A 26,256-nucleotide genomic window follows, 5' to 3' on the forward strand; every position below is an offset into this window, starting at 1 on the left:
GAAAATTATTTTAAAACATACCTTAATTGTAGCAGCCCTGCTTGCAATGGCAATCAACTTAAATGCCCAGCAGCGGTCATCTGCCGACTCCTTATTAAACGCTATTGAAGGCCCCGCAAAACCAGAACGTGTAGTAATATTTAAAGCTACCCGGCTGGTTAATTCGCAAACCACCGAAATGATCAAAAAACAAAATTTCAACTTCCAGATCATCCACCGTTTTGGCGATATAGCGGGCAAAAATGGCGGAGGGCAAACCGCCTTTGGGTTAGACAGGGTAAACGATGTTTTGTTCGGCTTTGAATATGGCGTTAGCGATAACTTTAACATTGGTTTAAACCGCAGCACTATTGGCCAGTTAATACAACTTGAACTTAAGTATGCAGTAATGCACCAAACTACTGATAATAGTTCGCCATTTGCATTAACCTTTATTGGCGAGGCCGGCGCACGCCCTTACAGTGTGTTTCAAAACTTTGAAGATAGGGTGACCTGGCTGGCCGAAGCGGTTATAGCACGCAAATTTTCAGGATTATCATTACAGGTAGCGCCAACCTTTGTGCGCGATAATACACCTTACCCCCAACTGCCCGGTAATGAGCAGCAATTTTTTGCCATACAAACAGCGGCCCGTATTAAATTAACCAACCATACAGGCTTATTGTTAGATTATGCCCACCCGTTTTCGAGCTTCAGGACCAATAATGTAAATTTTGAAGATCCAATAGGTATTGGCTACGAAGTAGAAACCGGCGGGCATGTGTTTACGGTTAATATTACCAACTCAAACGCTATTGCAGAGGTTAATTATCTCAGTAATTCGCAATCAAGGTTTTCTCAAGGGCAATACCGTATAGGTTTTACTATTTCGAGGATGTTTGATTTCAGACCAAAAAATAAAAAATAAAATGGGCCACAACGCGGACATAATAACGGCAGAAGAAAAATTAAATACCTTATTGCCCGTTTCGCGTTTACAGCAAAGTTTGCCGGCACTCATAAATGCCGCCCATGCATGGTCAGATACAGTATGGGCCGCCGCCAAAAAGCGGGGGCCCATATCTTTATCAAAGCAACAAATTATTGCGGGCCTTAGTCTGGCAAGCCGACCAATATTTATATGCGGTGTGCACCGCAGCGGCACTACCCTGGTAAGGGATATTTTAGATGACCATCCTCAACTGGTAGTGTTGCCCTCTGAAGGTACTTTTTATACCAACCTTGAAGCTAAACTAAAAGCAATACCTGAAAACAAGCGAATGGCTTATTTGGGTAAAGAATGGTTACGCAGGCTGGCCAACCCTATAAATCAGTCGCCTTATTGGTTATTAGAGAGAAGCGATGATCAAAACTCGGCTTATGTTGACTTTGCCCGGTATGTTATGGCTTGGTGGGAAGTTGCAGACAAGACCAACCCCCAATGGCCGCACCACGCAATTATACTGGCTTACGCCAGCTGCCAAAATAAACTTGACGCAAAGGCCTGGGTTGATAAAACACCCGTTAACGAACGCTATTTAAAAAGGATATGGATTGAAAACCCCCAGGCCCTGATCATACAGCTTATACGTAATCCGGTTAATATTCTTGCATCCCGCAAAAAAATGGAACCCAGTATAACCTTACGCAATGCACTAAATGATATCAAACTATCGTTTAGCGTAGCCAATCAGCAGGAAAAAAATAACGATCAGCGATTTTTATTGATACGTTATGAAAATATTTGCAATAATACTCAACAGGTTATTGAACAGTTAGCTGCATTTTTAAATATTACTATAGTACCTCAGCTTTTTACACCCACTGTAGCAGGAAAATTAGCACAAGTAAACAGCTCATTTACGACTGACAATCCGTTTGGAAGAATATTAAATTTAAAACAACATGGGGTTTTGTTAACAAAAACAGACCAACAGTATTTAGGTGTACGTTTAGGCAACTTAGCACCTCACTTAGGTTATACAGTTATGCGCATAAACCCGCTTTTTAATTACCCATTGAGATTGCTGTATTTATTAAAATCTTAATTGATCGTTTTTAATAAAAAATTGTTTCTGCCAGCACAGCTTATTAAGGTGTCCGGCAGAAACAATAAATATTATACAGGTTTTGTGAGGTCTATTTTTTGGCAAGTATATATTTACCCCAAAAATCTGTCGCAGCAAACATATCATTAAGTCCGGCGGGCATGCCACCACCGCCTGGGCCGCCAAACCCGCCACCGGGACCGCCACCACCAGGGCCGCCACCAAACCCGCCGCCGGGACCGCCACCGCCCGGACCGCCACCGCCCGGACCGCCACCACCGGGACCGCCACCGCCGGGGCCGCCACCACCAGGATTTCCGTCACGTTGTCCAAAATCGGGTCTTGTTATGCCGTTAACTTTAATATCATACGCAAAACCTTTGTTGTTTTCAGTACTGATGTTTAAAAGTTTTAACGGTATAGCCAGTTCATATCCGTAATTTCCTGCAGCATCATAGCCTAACGCCGCCTTAATGCCATATTCGTTGTAAATGGATACAAGGCTATCGGTTATATCTTTAAATCCGAATATTTTTATCTCTTTTGCGCCGTCAATAACCGTTTTATGCCTGGCTGCAAGCGTTGCCGAATCGGGCGTTGCATTAAAGCCACGCGCACCGTCTGGTCGGCCGCCGCCAAATCCTCCGGGGGCACCGCCCCCGCCACGGGCGCCACCCGGACCACCAAACCCACCAAAGCCGCCGCCGGCTGTTCGGGCTATTACCGGATAAGTAATTTTAAACGCATCCTTATCTTTCTTTTTACCATCGGTATTAATAATAAAGCTTATTCCGCCAGCACCTATTTTATTAGAGGTTTGCATATCTGTTGACCGTACCACCAGGTAAAGCATTTTATCATCATTACTTATGGTATAAAAAAGTTTGGTTTGCTTATTATATGCCTGGAAACTATCATTCCATTCTTTCAGGTTGCCATCAACCTTAATGGGCTGTGCCCATATTCCTGCCTCGGGTTGTTCATTTTTTAATTTTGAATCCTGGGCAAACACCTGCTGTGTAGCAAGTGCAGCAAGCATTATTATTAAATTGATCTTTTTCATTTTCGATTATTTAGGGGTTATCTACTCAAATAAAGCGATGTTTACAAGCAACCCGAAATCAAATCGACCAATGGGGATAATGACTCGACGAGATAATAACACGTGTAAAATTTATGTTATGTATAATATTTAACTGTCTGATTATTTATAATTTGGCCGCGATTGCAGCTCAACCAAACATCAAATCTTCTGAATTTGCACAGAATTGATCTATAGCTTGAAGGCAATTTTGCTTTTATCCTTAACATAATCGAATGAAAAAAATCTACTTACTGTTTGCTACCTTATTATTTACGGCACACTTATACGCCCAAAATAATTACGAAATACAGGTTTACGGGGCACCAACTATGGATAAAGGCAAAACCATGTTTGAATTGCATAGCAATTATACGCTTAATGGCAGCACCACCTCGTCAGGCCCTGAATTGCCCACTAACCATGTAATACACGAAACTATTGAAATAACCCACGGCTGGACAAGTTGGTTTGAAACAGGCTTTTACATTTTTAATTCAATTGGAAGTGACGGCCGAACCGCCTATGTTGGTTCGCACATCAGGCCAAGAGTAGCTGTACCTGAAAGTTGGAAATGGCCAGTAGGCGTTAGTTTATCTGCCGAATTTGGCTTTCAAAAAAGTGCTTTCGATGCTAATACATCCTCGTTAGAGTTAAGGCCCATTATAGATAAAAAATGGAACAAACTATACCTTGCTATAAATCCTACTTTAGACAAAAGTTTTGCAGGCCCTGATCAAAACGCGGGGTTCATATTTTCTCCAAATGTTAAAGGCAGCTATGATGTAAGCAAGGCGGTTGCTTTAGGATTAGAATATTACGGCAGTACGGGCCCGTTTTTTCATTATGACCCTATCCAGCAGCAACAACATCAAATATTTATAGCAACGGATCTGGATGTTAGCCCAGATTGGGAATTTAACGCCGGCTTTGGTCTGGGATTAACCAACAGTACCGATAAAGCAATTGTTAAAATGATTATTGGCCGAAGGTTTTAATACCCCTCGGTAATCCTTTTATTACGTTTCGTTAATTTAATTTCCAGTTAGTAAGCTTAGGAGAGTTGGTTCTTTGTCAATATAAATTAGGTATATACCATAATATGGTTAACTAACCTTAAATTTATACGCACCTTAGTAAAAAGGCAATCAACAGATTTTCTCCAGATTAAATAACGATTTTTAATAAGTGAAGTTACTTGTTATTGAAGACGAAACCGGGTTAAGAGAAAGCATACGGGATTATTTTACCGATGCCGGTAATATTTGCGAAACGGTGAGCGATTATCCTGCCGCATTGCAGAAAATAAACGTTTACCGGTATGACTGTATTATATTGGACATTACCTTACCACAGGGCAATGGACTGGATATTTTGCAAAGCCTTAAACAAAGTCGGTTTCCGGACGGGGTATTAATCATCTCGGCTAAAAATTCGCTGGATGACAGGTTGCAGGGCCTTGATCTTGGTGCCGATGACTATCTGGCTAAACCCTTTCACTTATCAGAGTTACGTGCCCGCGTAATGGCCATTGTTCGCCGTAAATCGTTTGACGGCAATCACCTGATTGTTTTTAACGAGATACAAATGGATATCCTGGCTAAATCAGTTACTGTTAACCAGCAAACACTTAAACTCACCAAAAAAGAATATGCCCTGCTGTTATATTTTGTTGCCAATAAGGGAAAAGTAATTTCAAAAAACGCCCTGGCCGAGCACCTTTGGGGCGATGAGATAGACCTGTCTGATAATTTTGATTTTATATACTCGCACATAAAAAATGTCCGCAAAAAACTAATAGATGCCGGAAGCAAAGATTACATACAATCGGCCTATGGAATGGGGTATAAATTTACTGACGGATGAAATTATTAGCTAAATATAACCGCATCAGTTTAATGGTAACCATAGTGGTTATTATTATTACCGGCATTATTTACTACTTCACCATAAGCTTTGTTTTAACAGAAGAAATAGACAAGGACCTACAGGCAGAAGAAATTGAAATATTTGGCCATGTAAAACGCGATAACCGTTTGCCCGAAATATACAGGTCAGAATACCTTAAAATTAGCTTTACCCCTGTTGGCAGGGATTCTGTGAAAAGGCATTTTACAGATGTGCTTGTTTGGGATAAATCCCATAAAGAACGAGAGTTAGGACGAGAGTTAATTAGCTCAGTACAAGTTAGTGGCATAAATTATCGCATTAGTATTATTGAATCGACAGTAGAAACTGATGATTTGATCCAGGTTATATTTCTTATAACACTGGGGATAATATTGCTGCTCATATTAACCCTGATGGTTATTAACAGGTTGGTAATTACCAACCTGTGGAAGCCTTTTTATCAAATGCTGAAACAAATAAAACTATTTAACCTTACAGACAATAGCCACATCATTGAACTGGAAACGGCTATTGATGAATTTAAAGACATGAACCAGGAAGTAACAGCCATGTCATTAAGGGTAAATAACGATTACCAGGAATTAAAAAGCTTTGTAGAAAATGCCTCGCACGAGTTAATGACACCACTTGCCGTAATAAATTCAAAACTCGATACCCTGGTACAAAGTGGCGAGCTAACAGACAGGCAGGGAACCTTAATTGGCGAGGTATATGGCATGGTATCAAAAATGCGAAAGCTAAATAAATCAATGCTGTTACTTTCGAAAATTGAAAACCGCATTATTAATGAAAAAGAAACGCTGGATATACAGCAGCGAATAACGGATGTTATTAATGATTTTCAGGAACTATTAGCAGCCAAAAGTTTGCACCTAAACCCCAGTTTACAACAGGTTGAAGTATTAATGAATAAGGAAATGCTTTATATTTTATTAAACAACTTGCTGGGCAATGCTATAAGGCATAATTATGTTGGCGGGCTAATATTAATTACCCTTAATCAAAACCAATTGGTTATTGCCAATACCGGGCAACCTGAGCAGTTAAAAAAGGACGTTATCTTCCAGCGCTTCCAAAAGTCGGCAGACTCTGACGGCAGCGGGCTTGGCCTAACGTTATCGCGCGAAATTTGTGAGGCATCTGGATTTAATTTAACCTATACCTATGAGCAAAGCAGGCACACTTTTATCATAGATTTTAACAGATCATAACTTTTCAATTTTTATACAGAATTCATTCATAGTTTTAGCTTATAATGCGATACGTATATATATTTTTAGTATTACTGGTAACCGCTCAAGTTGTAAAGGCACAATCGCGATCATTAAATGATTATTTGCAAACCGCCGCACATAACAGCCCGTTGCTTAATGATCTTAAAAACCAGATAGAATCGGGCAAACTGGACAGCATCAGGATACGTGCAGGGTTAAAACCTCAGGTTGGCGCCAGCAGTACCGGCATTTATGCCCCTGTTATAGGTGGATATGGTTATGAACAGGCCATCACCAACGGTCAAACTTTAAACGCCCTGGTTGGTGTTAACCAGGCACTTATTAGCAGAAACTATTTAAATGCCCAGTTTAACGCCTTAAAACTAAGCCGCGACTCGTTGGGTAATACCATTAAAATATCTCAGCAGGATCTTAATAAAACTATCACTACGCAATACATTACTGCCTATGGCAGCCTGTTGCAATACCAGTTTAATAAAGAAGTTGTTGACTTGCTAACCAGTGAAGAGGACCTGCTTAAAAAACTTACCCGCGCAAATGTATACCGCCAAAGCGATTATCTAACTTTTTTAGTTACATTAAAGCAGCAGCAGTTACAACTATACCAATCTCGTCTGCAATATAAAATTGAATACACTACCCTTAATTATTTAGCGGGTATAGCCGACACCTCTGTTGTTGACATAAAAGACCCCGCTATACAACCGGTACTTTTTGCCGATAAAAACAACAGCATATTTTTTCAGCAATTTAAAACAGATAGCATACGACTGGAAAATGCCCGAACATTAATTGATTATAGTTACAAGCCCCGTGTAAATATTTTTGCTGATGGCGGGTACAATTCTGATTTTAGCTATCAGCCGTATAGAAATTTTGGCACCAGTGTTGGCTTTTCGGTATCAATACCCATTTATGATGGCGGCGTACGGAAACTTCAATACAAAAAACTGTCTTTACAGGAAAATACAAGGCAAAACTACAAGGCCTTTTTTGATGTGCAGTACCGGCAGCAAATTGCCCAGCTAAACCAACAGATAAGCGATAATAATAACCTTGAACAACAAATAAAAGATCAGTTTAAATATTCAGAAAGCTTGATAAAGGTGGATACGCAGCTTTTACAAACCGGCGACCTGCGCATAGCCGACCTGATCATCGCTATTAACAATTACCTATCTGTAAAAAATTTGCTTACGCAAACCAATGTCAACAAGCTACAGCTTATTAATCAGTTAAACTACTGGAAAAAATAGTATGAAGAAACGCTCAACCTATTATACCATTACCACTGCCTGTTTTATGGCGGTTATGTTATTATTTGCCTGTAAACAACAGGGTACAGCAGATGATGAGGCTGCGGATGTCACCACGCAAACCCCGGTTGCGGTAACAACGATTGATGAAAACCCAATGGCTGATTATGTGGATATGAACGCTACGGCGGTTTTTATGCAAAAAAATTACGTAAAGGCTAATGCCAACGGTTACATCCAACTGGTAAATGCCAAACCGGGCCAGTTTGTAAATAAGGGCGCTTTGCTGTTCACTATAAAAACAAAAGAGGCGCAAAGCATTGGCAATAGTATCAATGTATTAGATACTACTTTTAAATTTTCGGGGGTAAACCGTATTAAAGCGGCCGAGCATGGTTTTATAACCCAATTAAACCATCAGGTTGGCGATTATGTGCAGGATGGCGAACAGCTGGCCATTATTAGCGATGAATCAAGCTTTGCGTTTGTATTGCAGGTTCCTTACGAGTTGCGCAGGTTGGTGCAGGTTGGAAATGAGATACCCCTTACGCTACCTGATGGCGAAAAGCTAAATGGCCGTGTATCATCCTTAATGCCATCGGTTGATACTTTATCTCAAACCCAGGGTGTGGTAGTAAAAGTAAATAGCACGCATCCAATTCCCGAAAATTTGGTAGCTAAAGCACGTATTATTAAAACGGCCAAAGCTAATACAACATCATTGCCAAAATCGGCAGTGCTGGCCAATGAAACACAAACCGATTTTTGGGTAATGAAGTTAATAAACGATACCCTTGCGGTAAAAGTACCGGTAACCAAGGGCATTGAAACAGCAGATAGGATTGAGATCGTTTCGCCTAAATTTTCGGTGCATGACAGGATAATTACCACCGGCAATTATGGCCTGGCTGATACCGCCAAGATAAAAATTGTGAAGCCATGATAAACCGGGTTAAAGATTATTTTATATCCTATAAAAAGCCCATTAGCCTGGTATTGGCGCTAATTTTAATTGGCGGGGTGTTTGTGTATGGTAAGTTGCAAACCTCGCTTTTCCCGGAGATCACCTTCCCTAAAATAAAGATCATTGCCGACGCGGGCCTGCAGCCGGTAAATAAAATGATGATAACGGTTACCAAGCCTCTGGAAGATGCCGTAAAACAAGTGCCCGACTTAAAAATGGTACGCAGCACCACCAGCCGCGGTACTTGCGAAATATCAGCCTATATGGCCTGGAGTGCCGATATAGATCTAAGCCTGCAACGTATACAGGCACAAATAGATAAAATTCGTGGCGATTTGCCTGCCGATGTACAAATAACCGCCGAGAAGATGAACCCTTCTATCTTACCGGTAAGTGGTTATACGCTGGAGAGTCATAACCGGTCGCCTATTGAACTGAAAATGCTGGCTACTTTTACCGTAAAGCCTTTTCTATCGCAGGTAAGCGGGGTTTCTGAAATAAGGGTTATAGGCGGCAAAACCAAAGAATACTGGCTGGTGCTTAATCGTCAAAAAATGAGCGCGCTATCCATCACTCCCGATAATATTAGCACTGCGCTATCGCAAACAAACTTTGTAAAATCAGGCGGGTACCTGGCAGATTATAAAATGCTGTACCTAACGGTTACCGATGCCACATTGGTTGCAAAGGACCAGTTAGAGGACCTGGTAATCAGTAATAACAGCAAACGTATTACCCGGATAAAAGATATTGCCGATGTACAAATTAGCGAGGGTATTGAGTACACTAAAATAAATGCCAATGGCCATGATGGGGTATTAATAGCCGTAATTAAGCAGCCTAATGCCAATTTGATAGACCTATCAAACGATATGGCTTTAAAAATAAAGGCCCTGCAAAAAATATTACCTCATGACGTTACCATTAAGCCCTACTATGTTCAGGCCGATTTTGTTAACGAGTCTGTTAAAAGCGTAACCGACAGTTTATGGATAGGGTTAGTATTGGCCATTATTGTAGCTATAATTTTTTTACGCTCGTTAAAGGCAAGCGCTACCATATTAATTACCATACCCATCACATTAAGTTTAACCTTAATTGTGCTGTATGCAGTTGGATATACTTTTAATATCATGACGTTGGGCGCCATTGCCGCGGCCATAGGTTTAATTATTGATGATGCCATTGTGGTGGTTGAGCAAATACACCGTACCCATGAGGAACACCCTGATGAATTGACCAGGCATTTGCTACGCAAAGCAGTTGATTATCTTTTTCCGGCGATGGTTGGTTCGTCTATAAGTACCATTGTAATTTTTATCCCTTTTGTGTTGATGAGCGGGGTCGCGGGGGCCTATTTTAAGGTGCTTACCAATACCATGATTATTACGTTGGTATGCTCGTTTTTTGTTACATGGATAGGCTTGCCAGTAATTTACTTATTGTTGAGCAAAGACAAACTTGGCTTAACTAAAAAGAAGGAAGAAGTACATGAGGTTAAACGCCAAAAGTGGGTTTCCTTTTTTATTTTACGCCCCTACGTTGGCGGCGTTATCATATTGCTGTTAATTGTTGCCATGATAGCCATCCCATCAGGATTAGAGACAGGATTTTTACCTGAAATGGATGAGGGCGCCATAGTTTTAGATTATACATCGCCTCCTGGCACCTCATTAGAAGAGACCGACCGTATACTGCGCGAGGTAGAAAAAATAATTGTAAAACAGCCGGAAGTTGAAGCGTATTCGCGCCGAACAGGTACCCAAATGGGCTTTTTTATTACTGAACCTAACACCGGCGACTATTTAATTCAGCTTAAAAAGGAACGTGATAAAACAACAGAAGATGTAATAAGCGATCTCCGTAAATCCATTGCCGAAACACAGCCTGCGTTACGTATTGAATTTGGCCAGGTAATAGGCGATATGCTGGGCGATTTGATGAGTTCTGTTGAACCGATTGAGGTTAAAGTTTTTGGTGATGATCAGCAAAAACTACAGGAGTTATCCAAACAAATAGCCGGTGTAGTGCGTAATGCGAAAGGTACCGCCGATGTTTTTGACGGCATCGTAATAGCAGGCCCGGCGGTAAGCATAGTGCCTAATTACAGCAAACTGGCACAATATGGCCTAACCCCAACTAATTTACAATACCAGGCGCAAACCGCACAGGAAGGGAACCTGGTAGGCAGTGTTTACGAGTCGAGGCAGCTATCACCCATACGTTTGGTTTACCCGGGTAACCGTTCCTTAAACATTGCAGGTATCAAAAATCTGAATATATTTTTACCTAACGGCAAGCTGGTGCCCATTGCCCAACTGGCCAATGTTGAATTAAGGGCCGGCGATGCCGAAATAAACCGACAGGACCTGCAATCCATGGGAGTGATAAGCGCACGACTGGAGAACAGCGATCTGGGCAGCACTATGGCATCTATAAAAAAAGGTATTGCCCAAAAGGTGAGTCTGCCATCTGGTTACCACGTTGAATATGGCGGGGCCTATGCCGAGCAACAACAATCTTTTAAGGAGTTATTGATCATATTGATCACTTCAAGCCTGTTGGTTTTCGCGGTGATATTATTCCTGTTCAAACAGTTCAGGGTAGCGTTGATCATATTACTGATATCTGTTTTGGGTGTATCGGGCAGCTTGCTGGCTTTATTTATTACCCATACGCCGTTAAACGTTGGCAGCTATACAGGGCTTATTATGATAGTAGGAATAATTGGCGAAAACGCCATATTTACCTTCCTGCAATTTAAAGACAGCGCCATGAAACAGGGCGTTGATGAGGCTATAATTTATTCTATTTCTACCAGACTTCGCCCTAAGTTAATGACAGCATTGGGCGCTATCATAGCCTTAATGCCGCTGGCCTTGGGTATTGGCGCCGGTGCGCAATTACATCAGCCTTTAGCAATTGCGGTTATAGGTGGCTTTATTGTTGCGCTGCCGCTGCTATTAATAGTGCTGCCAAGTTTGCTGCGCATAGCTTATCGTAATTATAAATTCCAATAAAAAAAACCGCCCTGAAAATTTTTCGGGAGCGGTTTTATATATATAGATTAATTAAGGGTTTATTTGCCAACCACCATTAGGTGGGCGGGATTGGATGCTGATACTGCCGGAAGATATAACAGCCCTTGTTATTATAGTTCTTCTTCCAGATAAGCGGCAAACCCGCCGCGTGGGAGCCATTTAACCGGCACCTTATCTTTGTTTTCAACAACTATATACTGCTCCTGAAAAACGCTGTCATATTCGCCATCGCTCATAAGTGTAAGCTTATATTTTTTTCCTGCGGGTAAAAACCCAAGGTCAATACTGGTTTGCCCGCCTCTTCTGTCGCCATTTATGCCGCCTATATACCATTCTTTACCTTTCCGTCTGGCTATAACTACCGATTTACCGGGATAGCCTGAAAGCAGTTTGGTGTTATCCCAGGCAGCCGGCACTTTGGTTAAAAATAGCTTTTCGGCGTAGGGCAAATTGTCAAAACCTGCCGGGCGGTCGGCAAAATTTTGTACGCCCGATTCAAATACTACGGCCAGTGCCAACTCGTGCGCATAGGTTGTGGTATGGGTGTATTGCGAATTTGTAAAAGTAATAGGTGTATAATCCATTGGGCCAATTACGTTACGCGTAAATGGCAAAGTAGCGTTATGGGCCGGTGCCTCAGTGGTCATTACCGGCCCGTTGTTATATTGTTCTGCCCCTGCCACTGCCTCCATGGTCATTAAATTAGGATAAGTGCGGCTCCAGCCACGCGGTACCGTTGAGCCATGAAAATATACCATTAACTTATATTTAGCGGCATCCTCTAATATGTCAATATAATAGTTGATGATGTTTTGCTTATCGCTTTCAAAAAAGTCAACCTTTATACCAACAATCCCTATCTTATTCAGCCATTCAAATTCCTTAACCCGGCTTTCATGCGTTGATAAACGATCTCGTGGGGTTGACATTACGGTGTTATGCTTACCTCCCGAATTATACCATATAACCGGCTTAACGCCATGAGCTAAAGCATAGCCTACCGCTTTTTCCAAGTCGCCGCCATTGCTCATTTGGTCCCATTCCCAATCAAATAAGGTATAAGGCCATCCCATGCGGGCTGCTAAGTCAACATATTTGGTAACGTGCTGATAATCTTTTGTGCCATGGTTATCCGCCCAATAAATCCACGAGCTTGTGCCCGGCTTTACCCAATCAAAATTTTCGGTTGCCAACGGTGGCTTGCTTACATCTTCAACCAAGGTTGATTGCACCACATCTGCCAGTTGTCCAATAATTGCCACACGCCAGGGCGACTGCCACGGAAGAGAAAAAGTTGGGTTAACATCCCCCGTTTTATTCCCATCTCCGGGCGATGGGAAGGTCAATTTAAATTCGTCTTTAGCAGCAACAGTATTGGTGAGTTTGGTTGTACAATAATTGCGATCAATATCAGCTTCGGTAATTAATGCCCAGCACTCATTGGCACCGGGAGCTTTAAATAATGCCGGGTATCCCCATTCGCCGGTTTTAAAATTGTTTTCCTGTATTGGATAAAACCCTTCGTAGCTTCTAACAAACTTTTGCAGCCATCGCTTCGAGCTATCTGCCACGTGAAAGGCAGTAAGCTCATCAAGCATTTTAAATTGGCCCGGCTTTTTTTCAGGGAAATCATACCTAAACGCAATCCCATTGTTATAAACCCTGAGTATTACATCTATCGCGGTAGCATTGGCATTAATGAAATGAAAACTCATTTCATTACCATCATTTATACACAATGATTTTTTACCGTGGATAGCGGTGTATTGATCATGAATAGCTTTTATTTTGCCTGAACCCTTTAATGTTAAATTATGGGCAAAGTCGGCATCTTCTCTTAGCAGTCCCAATTTAACTTCGGGTAAAATGTTTACCTGGTTTTTATAATTAACCGCAAACGACCATACTGCACCTTGGTTTTTTGGAGCCACTAACTCCACCTCAATATTTTTATCGGGCGAAGTTACTTTAGGTGCCTGCGCAATGGCCGTTTGAGCGAGTACGCCCATTAAAGCGCCTAAGAATAAAACAATTTTATTTTTCACAGGTCATTCTGTTTTGATGAATATGTTACAACTCTCTTAACCAAATATTACGGTAGCTTATAGGCTCACTTTTGTCGCCATGTGCTTGTAGCTTTATTGGGGCAGGACCATGTTTTACATATTCATGCTTACCTATATAATTGGTTTCGCCCTCTACCTCAAAATTATTTTGCACCAATACGCCGTTTAAAAAAGCGGTTACCCGTGCAGGTGTTTTTACAGTACCGTTATCATTAAAAGTGGGGGCCGTCCAAACAATATCATAAGCATTCCATTCGCCGGCTTTTTTGGCAGGATTAGCCAGGGGGATGTTTTCTTTATAAATACTCCCTACCATGCCGTTAACATAAGTTTTGTTCTCGTTGTTATAGCCATCAAGTACCTGTATTTCATACCCACCTGCTTTGCCATTTGTGGCTGCCAGAAAAATACCACTGTTACCGCGCGATTGCCCGCTGCCTGTTATGTTTGCGGGTATCCTAAATTCAATGTGTAGCTGGTAATTGATAAAGTTTCTTTTGGTTTCAATATCACCCGCAGGTTTGTTAACTACCATAACACCATCTGCCAACGTCCATTTTGCGGGGGTTTTATCTTTTGTTGATACCCATTCATCCAAATTTTTGCCATCAAAAAGAATAATCGCGTCTGATGGTGCAATGTCAAATGTCTTGCCGGGCTGCACTACCTTTGGCAGTGCAGCCTGCGGCGGAAATATTTCAGTTTCCTCAGGCTTGTTGGTTAACGGCTTACTGGGGTCAACTATCATTTGCGCTTTTGATTCAACTGCTATAAACAATAGAGCAGCGACATATAAAAAGGCTGTTTTCATATTTTCAATTGTTTATTTTTCGAGAACCAATAATCACAACTATTAAAGTTTAATGCTTACAGCTTTTCCATTATAAGGAACAGATTTAACAATTTTTGAGCTTTCAACATCACCTCCTGTTGGTGCTATAACTATATCAAATTTGCGGTCCTCTAACATGCCGTTAAATGAGCCGGTACGATCGGCTATCTTTAAAGTACGGCTTTTATCATCCCAATGGAACTTGATCTCGCTGAATTTACCTTTCTCATAATTGTAATTATCGTTCTCGTCCTCATATAGCGTAAAGTCGCCATTGGCACCCGGGTAAACGGCAATTTTTAAATCATCCCATTTTTTCTCGGTGGCATATTGCACTTTAGGGCCAAACGGTAAAACAGATCCGGCCTTTACATAAATTGGTATGATATCAATAGGTGTTTCTTTAGCAACATTTTGACCGCCGGTTACTTTTTCGCCGGTCCAGAAATCATACCAGCTTGTACCCTTAGGCAGGTAGGTTTGTTTGGTTTTTACCGTGCTGAAATCTTCCAGTTTTACCGTGTCGCGGCCGGTTATCTGTCCGGGCTTTGTGTACATAGGCTGAGTAACCGGGCTTATCAGCATCGATTTACCAAACATAAATTCAGTGTTTACATTCCATGCATCTTTATCATTTGCAAAATCCATTACCAGGGCACGCATCATACTTGATTGGTGCGCTGTAACATCGTATGAAGTTGAGTAAATATAAGGCAACAGACTGTAACGCAGATTAATATATTTTTCTATCGCGTCGTAAACTTTACCGCCTTTGCTTCCAAACTGGTATATCTCTCTCGGGGCGTCGTCGCCGTGCGAGCGCATCATTGGGCAAAACGTTCCAAATTCAAACCACCGGGCATATAGTTCCCGATAGTCAGGATCTTCCAGTTTTCTTCTGAATTTAGATAAAAAGAAACCGCCTATATCGCTGTTCCAATATGGAATACCACTTAATGAAAAGTTAAGCCCGGTTGGGATCTGATTTTTAAGTACCTGCCATGATGAGGTCAAATCGCCTGACCATGTATTGGCACCATATCGCTGTTGCCCTGCAAATGCCGAGCGTGTAAGTATAAATACGCGTTTATCCGAAGTTGTTGCACGCTGATGGTCATACACGCCACCTACGGTCATTAAAGGGAAAGCATTACGCACTTTGCGGAACGAACCTAAGTAAGTTTTTATATCAAGATCAGAAGGCTTGAACTGGCTATGATCCGGTTCGGTAGAATCCATCCACCAGCCATCAATACCAATTGAAAACAAGCCCTTGTTAGCATATTTCCAAAAAATATCACGTGCCTGTGGGTTATAAGCATCATAAGGTACTACGCCCGACGGATAATCCTGCATAGGCGGCCATTTATCTGAACCTGATTCTGGCCAGGTCTTAAAATCAAGCAGCATATTTTTAGGGCGCATTTCTTTGTATTGCAATGTTTGCGGACCAAATGAAGCCCAGATAGAAATGATCATGTGCGCGTTCATATTGTGCACATCATTTACCATCTTTTTAGGATTAGGGAACTCGGAATTTAGAAAGTCCATGGCGTTCCATAAATAGTTATTTCCCCAATATTGCCAATCCTGTATAATACCGTCTAAAGGAACCTTTAACTCGCGGTATTTTTTTACTACGTCAACCAATTCGTCCTGGCTTTTATAACGCTGTTTGCTTTGCCAGTAACCAAAGGTCCATAACGGGAACATGGGTGCCTGCCCGGTAAGGTCGCGCATATTGGCAATAACGCCATCGGCATTGCCGCCAGACATAAAATAATAATCTATACCGTCGCCAACGTCCGATTTAAAACTGGTTCCATCTTTCCCGTCAGCAAAAGTGCTGGGCGAATAATTATCCCAGAAAACACCATAACCTTTAACTGATAAAAAAAATGGCACCACATCTTCTGTATTACCCTGTATCATGTTTTTGTACACCTGGTTACGCTGGTTCAGGTTGCCGCGCTGATGTTGCCCAAGTCCATATATAGATTCATCATTATCCAAAACAAATGCCTGCGAAACATTGTAGGTACTACTACCAGCATCATTAAATGGTGTAAAGGTTGCGCTATTGGGTTTTTCTTTTAATAAAGAAGCACCGTTAATACCGGCAAAATCAACCTCGCCGGTTTTAAGGTTTAGCATAACGTCCAACTTACTGCCGCGTACGTTTAAAACATCACCCTGCTGTTTTACGGTAACCGGCGTAGCCGCGGGGTCTTTAATTACCGAAAGACTTTGCTTGTTAAAGGTTTTGCCATCAGGCACTTTAACAATACGCACGATCTCAGGACTATAAAACTGAACTTCTACCGATGTGCCATTTACAGTTGCTTTTACACCTGTGGCAGTCTTTTGATACCCTTGCGCACCTGATACAAGCGGCATGGCCAACACGCAAAAAGCAGCAGCTAAGGATATTGGGTTAAATAATTTTGAAAAGCGGGTCATTGTTGGTTAATGTTTTAGGTTTACTATTTGAATAATAAAGGTGCAAAATTATATAGGTTGTTTCTCCAAACCGGCCAGGTATGTCCGCCGGGATATTCGCTGTAAGTATATTTTATTTTTAGCTCATCAAATTTAGCAAGCATGGTTTTGCAATTGTTGTAAGCTATATCTTCTTTCATGCCGGTTGATACCCAAAGTAGTTTCAGGTTCTTCTCTACCATCGCCCGGTTTTTTTGCAAATAATCGTATTGCGCATTGGCTAGGTCTTTTTGCGAAGGGGCGATCCATCCCGAACTAAATACACCCAGGTAACCAAATAGGTTGGTATTATAAACACCGGTATATAACGTATTTATGCCACCCATTGATAAACCTGCTAAAGCGCGGTTGTTTGAAGTATTTAATGTGCGGTAGTTTTTTTCAATGAATGGGATTATATTTTGCTTCATCTCGTTGGCAAAGGCTTTTAAACCATCTTCACCAAAGCCTCCGCCTCCAATATTTGCATCAGGCATAACAATAAGCATTGGTTTTGCCTTTTTTTGCGCGATAAGGTTATCCAGTATCACATCCGTTTTGCCTTGCTGTGCCCAACCACGCTCATCCTCGCCACCGCCGTGCAAAATATAAAGCACAGGGTATTTTTTTGCGGTATTAACATCATAACCCGGAGGGGTATAAATAAATACTTTGCGCCATGATTTGGTTATAGTTGAGTAATAGTTTTTAATCCTGATATCACCGTGGGGTACATTTTTAAGGGCGTAATAATCACCACCTGCAAAAGGTATTTCAATACCACTGGCCATACGGCTCATACCATAAAAGCTTTCGCTTGCCGGGTCGGCAACGGTAACACCGTCAACTATTAATGAATAATAGTGAAAGCCCTCGCTTATGGAATCGGTTGTAGTGGTCCAGGTACCATCCCCTTCTTTTACCATATCATATTTTTTACCCAGATCTATCTGCACTTTTTTGGCGTCGGGTGCTTTGATACGAAAAACCACATGGTGGTTAGGTAATATCTGTGGGTACTTCCCTCCCCGCATATTAGTTTCGGGTATGATGTTATCACTTTTAACAGCCTGGCTCATGCCGGCAAAGGGTATCAAAACTGATAGTACAATGCCACAAACAATTGTTATAAAAAATTTCATTTAAGGTTATTAATTGGGTTTATAATTATTTTACTTCTGCTTCAAAAGGAGAGGCTGGCAAGCCCTCTTTATTATACAAATTTGCCCTATCGGGATTATTTGCCCAGGCATACCGCACATAAGCCGGATCAGGAACTTCATCGCTCCAAACAATTACCTGGTTGCCGTTTATCTGTGCTGTTGCCCAAACAAAATGCTTGTCTGCACCGGCAATTGCAAAATGCTGCAATTTATTGCTATTCTTAGCAATCAGCCCGCTGCCTGTATCTGTAAAAGTTAGCACTACTTTATTACCGTCTTTTTTTGCACCCTGTAAGGTTGGTCCGGAGGCAACTAAAGTGGTATGCCCGTACACCAGTTTTTCGGCTGCAAGCGCCAGGCGTTCGCCCACATCTTTTTTATCGCGGGGATGTATATCGCCCCATTCGCCCACATCAATTAAAACAGCCATTGCCGTATTTGGTATGGCAAGGGCTTTGCGTTCGGCCTCTCTTAATTCAGCCCAGCCGCTTTCTACAGGCAAATAAGTTACTTCCTGGTAATTTGGCAATTGCGCGATAATGAACGGTAATTTAGGGTCATGCCAAAGTGCGCGCCAGTTTGCTATCAATTCGGGCAGTAAACGTTCGTATTCTTTTGCACGGGTTACGTTTGATTCGCCCTGGTACCATAATGCGCCTTTAATCACGTAATTGCCCGCCGGTGCAACCATGGTGTTGTACAATAAGGTAGGCTGGTTTGCCGCCGAGTAACTCTCGTAACTGCTTTTTACCGCCGGATAAGCCTGGCCTACTTTATACTGCCATTTTCCGCTTAGTTGAATAGTATCCGTACCGGCCGTAATATAATATGGTTTATCGCCTACAAAGCCCCCCAAAGCCGAGGCATTATTGCTTAGCCTTGCCACTATAACATTTTTGCCGGGAACCAGCAGACCTGATTTTAATGTATACATACGGTTTGCGTATTGCCCGCCCGTACGACCGGCTAACTGACCATTTATGTATACCTCATCGTTATCATTTATGCGCCCGAAATATAATTTTGCCGCGTTCGAAGCGTCGGCTGCCGGCACATTGATCACTTTTCTGTACCAAACTACACCACTAAAATTATTCAACCCCTGCCCGGTCCAAAAACCCGGAACCATGATATCTTTCCAGCCCACTGGTTGATAAGCTGTTTCATACCATTTGGGCGTTTCGTTTAGCCCATCGTCATATTTTTTATCCGTCCGCGCAGCTTGTAAACGATTGTTTGCGGCATTGTTCCTGTTCATTTGGTTTACATAGGCGGTGTCACTCAAGCGTACCACCTGCTTAGCTATCTCCGGGAATGTTTTATAGCCGTCGGCGCTTATCCACGATTCAATGGGCGTGCCGCCAAAGCTGGAATTGATCAAACCAATAGGTACATGCTCACGTTCAAATAAGTTTATAGCAAAAAAGTAGGCGGCGGCACTAAAACGGTTTACGTTTGTACCTGTGGCGGGCGCCCAGCGACCATTGCTAAAATCGTCGTGAATTTTTGTTGCATCATTTAGCCCTTTAGGCACTAAGAACTGCCTGATGCTGGTATTTTGGTTTTGAGCTATTATTTTTTCATATTTTTCTGCAATATCGCCCATGCCCATCTCCATGTTTGACTGGCCCGAACAAAACCACACATCGCCCAATAATATATCAGCTATTTCTATTTTATTGTTGCCGGTAACAGTCATATTATAAGGACCACCGGCAGCAATAGGTTTCAACATAATTTGCCACGTACCATCAGCACCGGCAACGGTATTATATTTTTTTTTGATGAAATCAACCGTTACTTTTTCTCCTGGCGCTGCCCATCCCCATATTTTAAGCGGCTTATCGCGCTGCAACACCATACCGTCGCCAATCAATTTAGGCAGCCTGACATCACTTTTTGCCGGGTGAACACATATTATAACCGAACAAAAAGCTACGCAAAGTGCTTTAACAATTACTCTCATTACATTTATTACAGGTTATATTGGTTCGGCAATTTATAATGTTAGCTTAGGTTAATTCCATTGCTTACCGTAGTTAAATTACCGTTGGTTAATTTAGTTAAATAATTTTGCACAGCATCGGCAAAGCCGGATAGTGTGGTAAGGTCTTCTCCCCATACTTCACTACTGCTAAGTATAGCCACAGCCATACTACCTGCATCATAATCTGTTAACTTTTCTATCAGTATAATTGCCTTATCATCCTTAAAAGGATACTTCACATTTTTATATAATGCATAATATGCATCACCATCTTTTTTAATTGTACTTAAAAATAGCACATAAGCCGCAAAACCTTTAGTAATATATACCGGTGCCCGATTATGTACCTTATAATGCGCTTTTAATATGGGTACAACCCTGGTTATTATTTTGGTAGTGTATTGTTGTGCAATAGCTATCCATTGGTGTTGTATGTAAGGGTTTCTAAATCTGTCTAAAACACTATCAGAAAAGTCTCCTGCCAGTTTTGAATCAGTATTAGGCATAGCCGCGCGTACTTCGGCCATTAAACCTTGCAGAAAATCTGCAAATTTTGGATCTTCCGAAGCGGTATTCACATGCTCGAACCCGGTTAAAAAAGCCAGGGCACAACTTAGGGTGTGTGTTCCGTTAAGCAAGCGCAATTTTAGCTCTCGGTGCACCTCTATATCCGGTATTACTGTTACGCCTTCATCTGCTTGTTCAAAACTTAATAGGTCTCTTACGGTATCGTTGCCTTCAATGGCCCATAGTAAGTATGGTTCAGACACAATTAACAGTTCATCCTGGTAGCCATTTTTTTCTTCAAATAACTGCTGCTCGTGCGCCGATGGACGGCCGGTCACTATCCTGTCGACCAATGAATTACAGAAATGATTGTTTTCATTTACCCACTGTTCAAACCCTGCATCCAGTTTATTAAAGGCAATTAATTTTGTGATTATGGATTTGAGTATTGTTGCATTATCAGGTAAAAGTTCAGTGGGAATAATCACCAGGCCACTATCATTGCTACCCTTAAAGGTTTTATACCGATGGTAAAGTACTGCCAATAATTTAGCCGGGAACGACGCCGGTGGTTGCTGATTAATATCCTCCTCAACCAATTGTAGGCCAACTTCGGTAGTATTTGAAATAACGACTTTAAGTTGAGGGTTTTCGGCTTCTTTCAATACATTGTCCCATTCGTCAGCAGCCGATAATACGTGACTTATTGAAGCATTAATAACGGTCTCCTCTGTTAATTGCTTGTTTTTAATACCTTTCATTTGCAAGGTATACAGGTTATCCTGTTCGGCAAAGGCATCGGTTTTGCCGGTGTTGGTTGATTTTACAACAGCTATACGGCCATTAAAAATCCCTTTTCTGTTGGCCTTATCAATAACATGATCTGTAAGTCCCCTTAATAAAACACCCGTACCAAACTGTAAAACTTTTACCGGTAGTTTTAAATAATCAGCAACCGGCATCATAACGCCGGGACTTTTTATTGCCGGTAATGTTTTGTTTGAAAGCTTTATAGATGTTATGCTATCCATTTACGGTTATATTATAATGATACCATTGCTTTAATAACACCCGATTGCGGGTCGAGCCAGCTTTCAAACTCGGCACTCAACTCGCTAAAATCTGTGCGGTGTGTTATGTAGTTTGTAGGGTCAACCAATCCTTTTTTCATCGAATTTATTACATGCTCAAAATCAGCCCGTGTAGCGTTACGGCTACTCATCAAAGTAGCTTCACGTTTATGAAATTCGGGATGGCTAAATGATATTTCTTCCTTTTGTAAACCTATTAATACCATGCGGGCACCATGTGCCATATACTGAAACGCGGAGTTGATAGCCTTTTTGCTCCCGGTTGCATCTATTACTACAGTCGGCATGTCGCCCCCTGTAATTTCGCTTATTTTTTCTTTCGCACTCTCGCCTGCATTCACTATATGCGGAATGCCCAATTTGTTTTTGCAAAACGCAAGTCGTCTATCGTTAATATCCATAGCAATTACCTTTGCCCCGGCTATGCGTGCAAATTCCATGGTACCTAACCCAATAGGGCCCGCGCCGATAACTAACACAAATTCATCTTTGGTAATAGCAGCACGTCTTACACCATGAGCACCTATTGCCAAAGGTTCAACCAGTGCCAATTCATCATAACTTAACCCATCGCCATGTATCAATAAACGGGATGGGATAGAAAAATACTCGGCCATACCACCATCCGCATGTACGCCGCAAACTTTAATATTTTCGCAACAGTTGGGTTTTCCGTTTCTGCAGGCAATACAATGGCCACAATTAATGTATGGTATAAACGTAACCGGTTCGCCAATAGTAAACCCGGGGGCATCATCAGCTTCAACCAAATCGCCGGATAACTCATGCCCCAAAACGCGTGGATAACTAAAAAAGGGTTGCGTACCCCTAAACGCGTGCAGGTCTGTCCCGCAAATGCCTATCCTTTTAATTTTTATGATAGCGTTTCCGGCAGTTAATACCGGTTTATCAAACTCTTTATATTCAAACCTCCCGGGCTGTATACAAACCAATGAATTCATTCTTATTTAGATAAATTATAAAACTTAATTGCGTTACCGCCAAAAAACTTCGTCTGCTCGCTAACACTGTATCCCGAAAAATACTCTTTAACTATATCGTAAACTTGCTTATAGGTGGCTGATACCAAACAAACGGGCCAGTCTGACCCAAACATCACCCTGTCAATACCAAAACTTTCTACCACAACATCCATATAAGGCTCAAATTCATCAGGCAGCCACTGGTTCCAGTTAGTTTCAGTAACCATCCCTGAAATTTTGCAGTACACATTTTTAAATTGAGCCAATGCGGCAATATCTTCGGCCCACTCTAATAAAATTTTATCTTTAATATACGGCTTTGCAATGTGGTCAACTACAAATGATTGTTCAGGGAACTTAGCAACCATCTCTGTTACGTATTTTAATTGATCGGGGTAGATCAGGATATCATAGGTAAATCCATATTTATTAAGCAGCGAGATCCCGTTTAAAAAATCAGGCTGTAACATCAAATCGCGCTTTTTCTCGCCTTGCAACACGTGGCGAAAACCTTTAAGTTTGGAAAACTGACTATAATATTCAAGTCTTTTTTCTACATCTGGCGATCGAAAGTCTACCCATCCAACTATTCCTTTAATAAAATCATGTTTATCGGCATTAGCCAGTTGGAATTGATTTTCATCCTCCGACTGATCTGATTGTACAACCACGCAACCATCAATACCATTTGCTTTTAATACCGGCTCCAGATCTTCCGGCAGAAAATCCTTTTGTATAATGCTCATCTCTTTGGTTATCCACGTATCCCGCACCGGGTCATACTTCCAAAAATGTTGATGAGAATCTATTTTTAACATTATGTTATATTAATTAAACAAAAAGTGTTATTAGTACGTTTAATCGGCTTTCAAAGTAAGCATTTAAATTTTATTATAAAATTAGCAGAATTGTCATTTTATTAAACTATACTACCATTTAAACCACTAAAAACCTTATAAAATGCACATTAGTCGTATTTCTACTTAGCTATACCAATTATCAAGCTTACTATCTCGATTTGAGAAATAGGTAATGATTGGGATAGGGTAATATGAAGTAATATGATGAATTTGGACTACGTTTAAATAATAAAACCCTATAAAATGGCAGTTTTATAGGGTTTGGGAAATATCGATTAATAAGTTGCGGAGAGGGAGGGATTCGAACCCTCGATACACTTTTGGCGTATACACACTTTCCAGGCGTGCTCTTTCGACCACTCAGACACCTCTCCGTATTATGTCATTAAAACGTTGTAAAAGTTAAAAGGGTTGCCCTTTAATATTTAGCCGAGCGGCAAAGGTAAAATAATTACGCAAATAAAAGCGGGGCCCGCACCAACGGACCCCGCGTAAATAACAAATCATTAATATAAACAAAAACTATATGAGGTCACTTTATTACAAACGTTAATTGTAATAACGTGCTATTGTATTTGTAAGATTACTAAAAGCAGTAATGGTTTAATGTTTACTTCAGTTTTTTTTGGCGCAGGTCAATAAAAATTTTAGCTATGTTTGCTTTTGTTGCCGGCAGGCAATATTTTATTACTTAAAGCCCTGTTTAGTTAATGCCCGGCATCAACGAAATTAAAAAACCCATTGCTGCAGATATTGATGTTTTTGAAGAGCGTTTTAAAAGCTCTATGCAAAGCTCAGTACCCCTGCTTGACCGCATTACCCACTATATTGTAAAACGTAAAGGCAAGCAGATACGGCCTATGTTCGTATTTTTTTCGGCCAGTATTTGCGGTGGCATAAATGAGGCTACACACCGTGGCGCAGCGTTGGTTGAGTTACTGCATACCGCCACCCTGGTGCATGATGATGTGGTAGATAACTCCTACCAGCGCCGGGGCTTTTTTTCTATAAATGCCCTTTGGAAAAACAAAATAGCCGTGCTGGTGGGCGATTACCTGCTATCAAAAGGCTTGCTCCTTTCAATAAATAATGGAGATTTTAGTTTGTTGAAGATCGTATCAGAAGCGGTAAAGCAGATGAGCGAGGGTGAGTTGCTGCAAATTGAAAAAGTGCGGCGCATGGATATTGGCGAGGATATATATTATGATGTTATACGCCAAAAAACCGCTTCGTTAATTGCGGCCTGTTGTGCCTGCGGCGCTGCATCGGCCGGGGCCGATGATGAAACTATTGAAAAAATGCGCTTGTTTGGAGAAAAGATTGGTATAGCTTTCCAGATAAAGGACGATATGTTTGATTTTGGCACAGATGATGTAGGTAAACCCCTTGGTATTGATATTAAGGAGAAAAAGGTTACCCTACCCCTTATCTATGCCTTAAATAATACCGATAACGCAACCAAAAAAAGCATGATCAACCTGGTAAAAAACCATAATGACGACCCTGTAAAAATTGAGGCCATTATTAGTTTTGTAAAACAAACCGGTGGATTAACCTATGCCGAAACGCAGATGAAAAAATACAGGGAAGAGGCATTTACCATATTAAGCACTTTCCCCGCCGGCGATGCTCGTACCGGGTTAGAACAATTAGTACATTTTACTACCGAACGTAATAAATAATATGCCCAACGAACTTATTTTTATTGGGGCCTTTGTGGTGTTCATTTTTTTAATGATGGCTGCCGACCTGGGCCTGTTTGGCAAATCAGACAAACCCGTAAGCCTGAAACAGGCGGGTATTATGAGTGCCGTATGGGTTAGCCTGGCATTGATATTTTATGGTTTAATATTTCAATACGGGCATTTATTGCACCATGTTGACAGCTTTGCAGCTTTGCAGGAAATTAACCAACAGCACCAACACCATTTAACCTTAAACCCCAATGATTTTGCGGGCAGTTTAAACCTGTACCGCAAAAACCTTGCGCTTGAATTTATTACCGGTTATATAGTTGAATACGCCCTGTCTGTTGATAATATTTTTGTGATGGTACTTATATTTTCGGCCTTTGCCGTACAACAAAGGTATTACCATAAAGTATTGTTGTGGGGCATTATAGGTGCTGTAGTGATGCGCTTTTTATTCATTTTTGTGGGCGCCGCGCTGATAACCAAATTCCATTGGATATTGTACCTTTTTGGCGCGTTCCTGGTATACACCGGCATTAGCATGTATATTAACCGTAACGAGGAAGAAAAAATAGACCCCGAAAACCATAAAATTGTAAAACTGGCCTCTAAATATTTTGCCGTACACCCTAAATTTGAAGGCAACAAATTTTTTATCAAACTAAATGGTAAAAAATATATAACACCGCTTTTCCTGGTGCTGCTTATTATTGAATTTACCGACCTGATATTCGCGGTTGACTCTATACCGGCTATATTCTCAATTACTAAAGATCCTTATATCGTGTTCTTCTCCAATATATTTGCCATAATGGGGCTGCGATCAATGTTCTTTTTACTGGTTAATATTATTGATAAGTTTCATTACCTCAAGGTAGGATTAGCAGCCTTGCTGGCCTTTATCGGATTAAAAATGCTGCTTGCTAATTATGTAGAAAAAATCGGTTTAACCACCATGAATTCGTTATTAATTATTTTGGCCATATTGGTAATAAGTATTGTAGCATCGCTTCTTTTCCCAAAAAAAGAAACTAAACCAGCACATTAAGCTATTTATTAACGGTCATGTTTCCAATATTAAAA

19 protein-coding genes and 1 tRNA gene are annotated in these 26,256 nt (G+C 41.2%); 10 read left to right on the forward strand and 10 right to left on the reverse strand.

From position 1 onward, the window contains the following. A partial coding sequence (locus ABI367_RS06290; protein WP_462231114.1) for a DUF5777 family beta-barrel protein occupies positions 1-907 on the forward strand: 907 nt, incomplete at its 5' end. Between the two features lies 1 nt (position 908). Next, positions 909-2,027 (forward strand): sulfotransferase family protein, encoded by a 1,119-nt coding sequence (locus ABI367_RS06295; RefSeq protein WP_462231116.1) that lies wholly within the window; start codon positions 909-911, stop codon positions 2,025-2,027. A gap of 91 nt (positions 2,028-2,118) precedes the next feature. Here ABI367_RS06295 and ABI367_RS06300 read toward each other — a convergent pair whose 3' ends face one another. After that, on the reverse strand, positions 2,119-3,090 hold the full coding sequence (locus tag ABI367_RS06300; protein ID WP_462231118.1) for a hypothetical protein: 972 nt from the start codon (positions 3,088-3,090) through the stop codon (positions 2,119-2,121). A 254-nt stretch (positions 3,091-3,344) separates the two neighbouring features. On the opposite strand from ABI367_RS06300, the gene ABI367_RS06305 reads away from it, so the two are divergent. The 6 genes from ABI367_RS06305 to ABI367_RS06330 all read left to right on the forward strand — a co-directional run bounded on the left by ABI367_RS06305 (position 3,345) and on the right by ABI367_RS06330 (position 11,494). Next, positions 3,345-4,106 (forward strand): hypothetical protein, encoded by a 762-nt coding sequence (locus ABI367_RS06305; protein WP_462231120.1) that lies wholly within the window; start codon positions 3,345-3,347, stop codon positions 4,104-4,106. A 190-nt stretch (positions 4,107-4,296) separates the two neighbouring features. Continuing rightward, the gene (locus tag ABI367_RS06310) at positions 4,297-4,974 is read left to right on the forward strand and encodes a response regulator transcription factor (RefSeq protein WP_462231122.1); all 678 of its coding nucleotides are present in this window, start codon (positions 4,297-4,299) and stop codon (positions 4,972-4,974) included. Continuing rightward, positions 4,971-6,230 carry a sensor histidine kinase gene (locus ABI367_RS06315; protein ID WP_462231124.1) on the forward strand — a complete coding sequence of 420 codons (1,260 nt, stop codon included), beginning with the start codon at positions 4,971-4,973 and terminating at the stop codon, positions 6,228-6,230. The genes ABI367_RS06310 and ABI367_RS06315 overlap by 4 nt, the downstream gene beginning before the upstream one ends. 44 nt (positions 6,231-6,274) lie before the next feature. Continuing rightward, positions 6,275-7,510 (forward strand): TolC family protein, encoded by a 1,236-nt coding sequence (locus tag ABI367_RS06320; protein WP_462231126.1) that lies wholly within the window; start codon positions 6,275-6,277, stop codon positions 7,508-7,510. 1 nt (position 7,511) lies between these two features. Continuing rightward, complete coding sequence (locus ABI367_RS06325; protein ID WP_462231128.1) at positions 7,512-8,453, forward strand: efflux RND transporter periplasmic adaptor subunit; 942 nt, start codon at positions 7,512-7,514, stop codon at positions 8,451-8,453. Continuing rightward, a complete protein-coding gene (locus ABI367_RS06330; protein ID WP_462231130.1) occupies positions 8,450-11,494 on the forward strand; it encodes an efflux RND transporter permease subunit in 3,045 nt (1,014 codons plus the stop codon). The genes ABI367_RS06325 and ABI367_RS06330 overlap by 4 nt, the downstream gene beginning before the upstream one ends. Positions 11,495-11,625: 131 nt before the next feature. Here ABI367_RS06330 and ABI367_RS06335 read toward each other — a convergent pair whose 3' ends face one another. The 9 genes from ABI367_RS06335 to ABI367_RS06375 all read right to left on the reverse strand — a co-directional run bounded on the left by ABI367_RS06335 (position 11,626) and on the right by ABI367_RS06375 (position 23,856). Then, the gene (locus ABI367_RS06335) at positions 11,626-13,560 is read right to left on the reverse strand and encodes a glycoside hydrolase family 97 protein (RefSeq protein ID WP_462231132.1); all 1,935 of its coding nucleotides are present in this window, start codon (positions 13,558-13,560) and stop codon (positions 11,626-11,628) included. Between the two features lie 25 nt (positions 13,561-13,585). Continuing rightward, a complete protein-coding gene (locus tag ABI367_RS06340) occupies positions 13,586-14,392 on the reverse strand; it encodes a 3-keto-disaccharide hydrolase (protein ID WP_462231134.1) in 807 nt (268 codons plus the stop codon). Between the two features lie 42 nt (positions 14,393-14,434). Next, positions 14,435-16,873 (reverse strand): glycoside hydrolase family 31 protein, encoded by a 2,439-nt coding sequence (locus tag ABI367_RS06345; RefSeq protein ID WP_462231136.1) that lies wholly within the window; start codon positions 16,871-16,873, stop codon positions 14,435-14,437. Between the two features lie 23 nt (positions 16,874-16,896). Then, on the reverse strand, positions 16,897-18,033 hold the full coding sequence (locus ABI367_RS06350) for an alpha/beta hydrolase-fold protein (protein WP_462231138.1): 1,137 nt from the start codon (positions 18,031-18,033) through the stop codon (positions 16,897-16,899). Between the two features lie 25 nt (positions 18,034-18,058). Then, on the reverse strand, positions 18,059-20,020 hold the full coding sequence (locus ABI367_RS06355; protein WP_462231140.1) for a sialate O-acetylesterase: 1,962 nt from the start codon (positions 20,018-20,020) through the stop codon (positions 18,059-18,061). Positions 20,021-20,061: 41 nt separating this feature from the next. Beyond that, positions 20,062-21,579, reverse strand: coding sequence for a tagaturonate reductase (locus tag ABI367_RS06360; RefSeq protein ID WP_462231142.1), 1,518 nt, complete (start codon positions 21,577-21,579; stop codon positions 20,062-20,064). Positions 21,580-21,590: 11 nt separating this feature from the next. Next, positions 21,591-22,601 carry a zinc-binding alcohol dehydrogenase family protein gene (locus tag ABI367_RS06365; protein WP_462231144.1) on the reverse strand — a complete coding sequence of 337 codons (1,011 nt, stop codon included), beginning with the start codon at positions 22,599-22,601 and terminating at the stop codon, positions 21,591-21,593. 2 nt (positions 22,602-22,603) lie between these two features. Beyond that, positions 22,604-23,440, reverse strand: a complete 837-nt coding sequence (locus tag ABI367_RS06370; protein WP_462231146.1) for an amidohydrolase family protein — start codon at positions 23,438-23,440, stop codon at positions 22,604-22,606. 328 nt (positions 23,441-23,768) lie between these two features. Next, positions 23,769-23,856: transfer RNA gene (locus tag ABI367_RS06375), tRNA-Ser, on the reverse strand. 336 nt (positions 23,857-24,192) lie between these two features. Between ABI367_RS06375 and ABI367_RS06380 the strand changes: the two genes are divergently transcribed. Both ABI367_RS06380 and ABI367_RS06385 read left to right on the forward strand, forming a co-directional pair. Then, the gene (locus ABI367_RS06380; protein WP_462231148.1) at positions 24,193-25,164 is read left to right on the forward strand and encodes a polyprenyl synthetase family protein; all 972 of its coding nucleotides are present in this window, start codon (positions 24,193-24,195) and stop codon (positions 25,162-25,164) included. Between the two features lies 1 nt (position 25,165). After that, positions 25,166-26,221, forward strand: a complete 1,056-nt coding sequence (locus ABI367_RS06385; protein WP_462231150.1) for a TerC/Alx family metal homeostasis membrane protein — start codon at positions 25,166-25,168, stop codon at positions 26,219-26,221. Positions 26,222-26,256 lie beyond the last annotated feature (35 nt).

Origin of the sequence: Mucilaginibacter sp. (assembly GCF_039935595.1) — a bacterium.
GTDB lineage: Bacteria > Bacteroidota > Bacteroidia > Sphingobacteriales > Sphingobacteriaceae > Mucilaginibacter.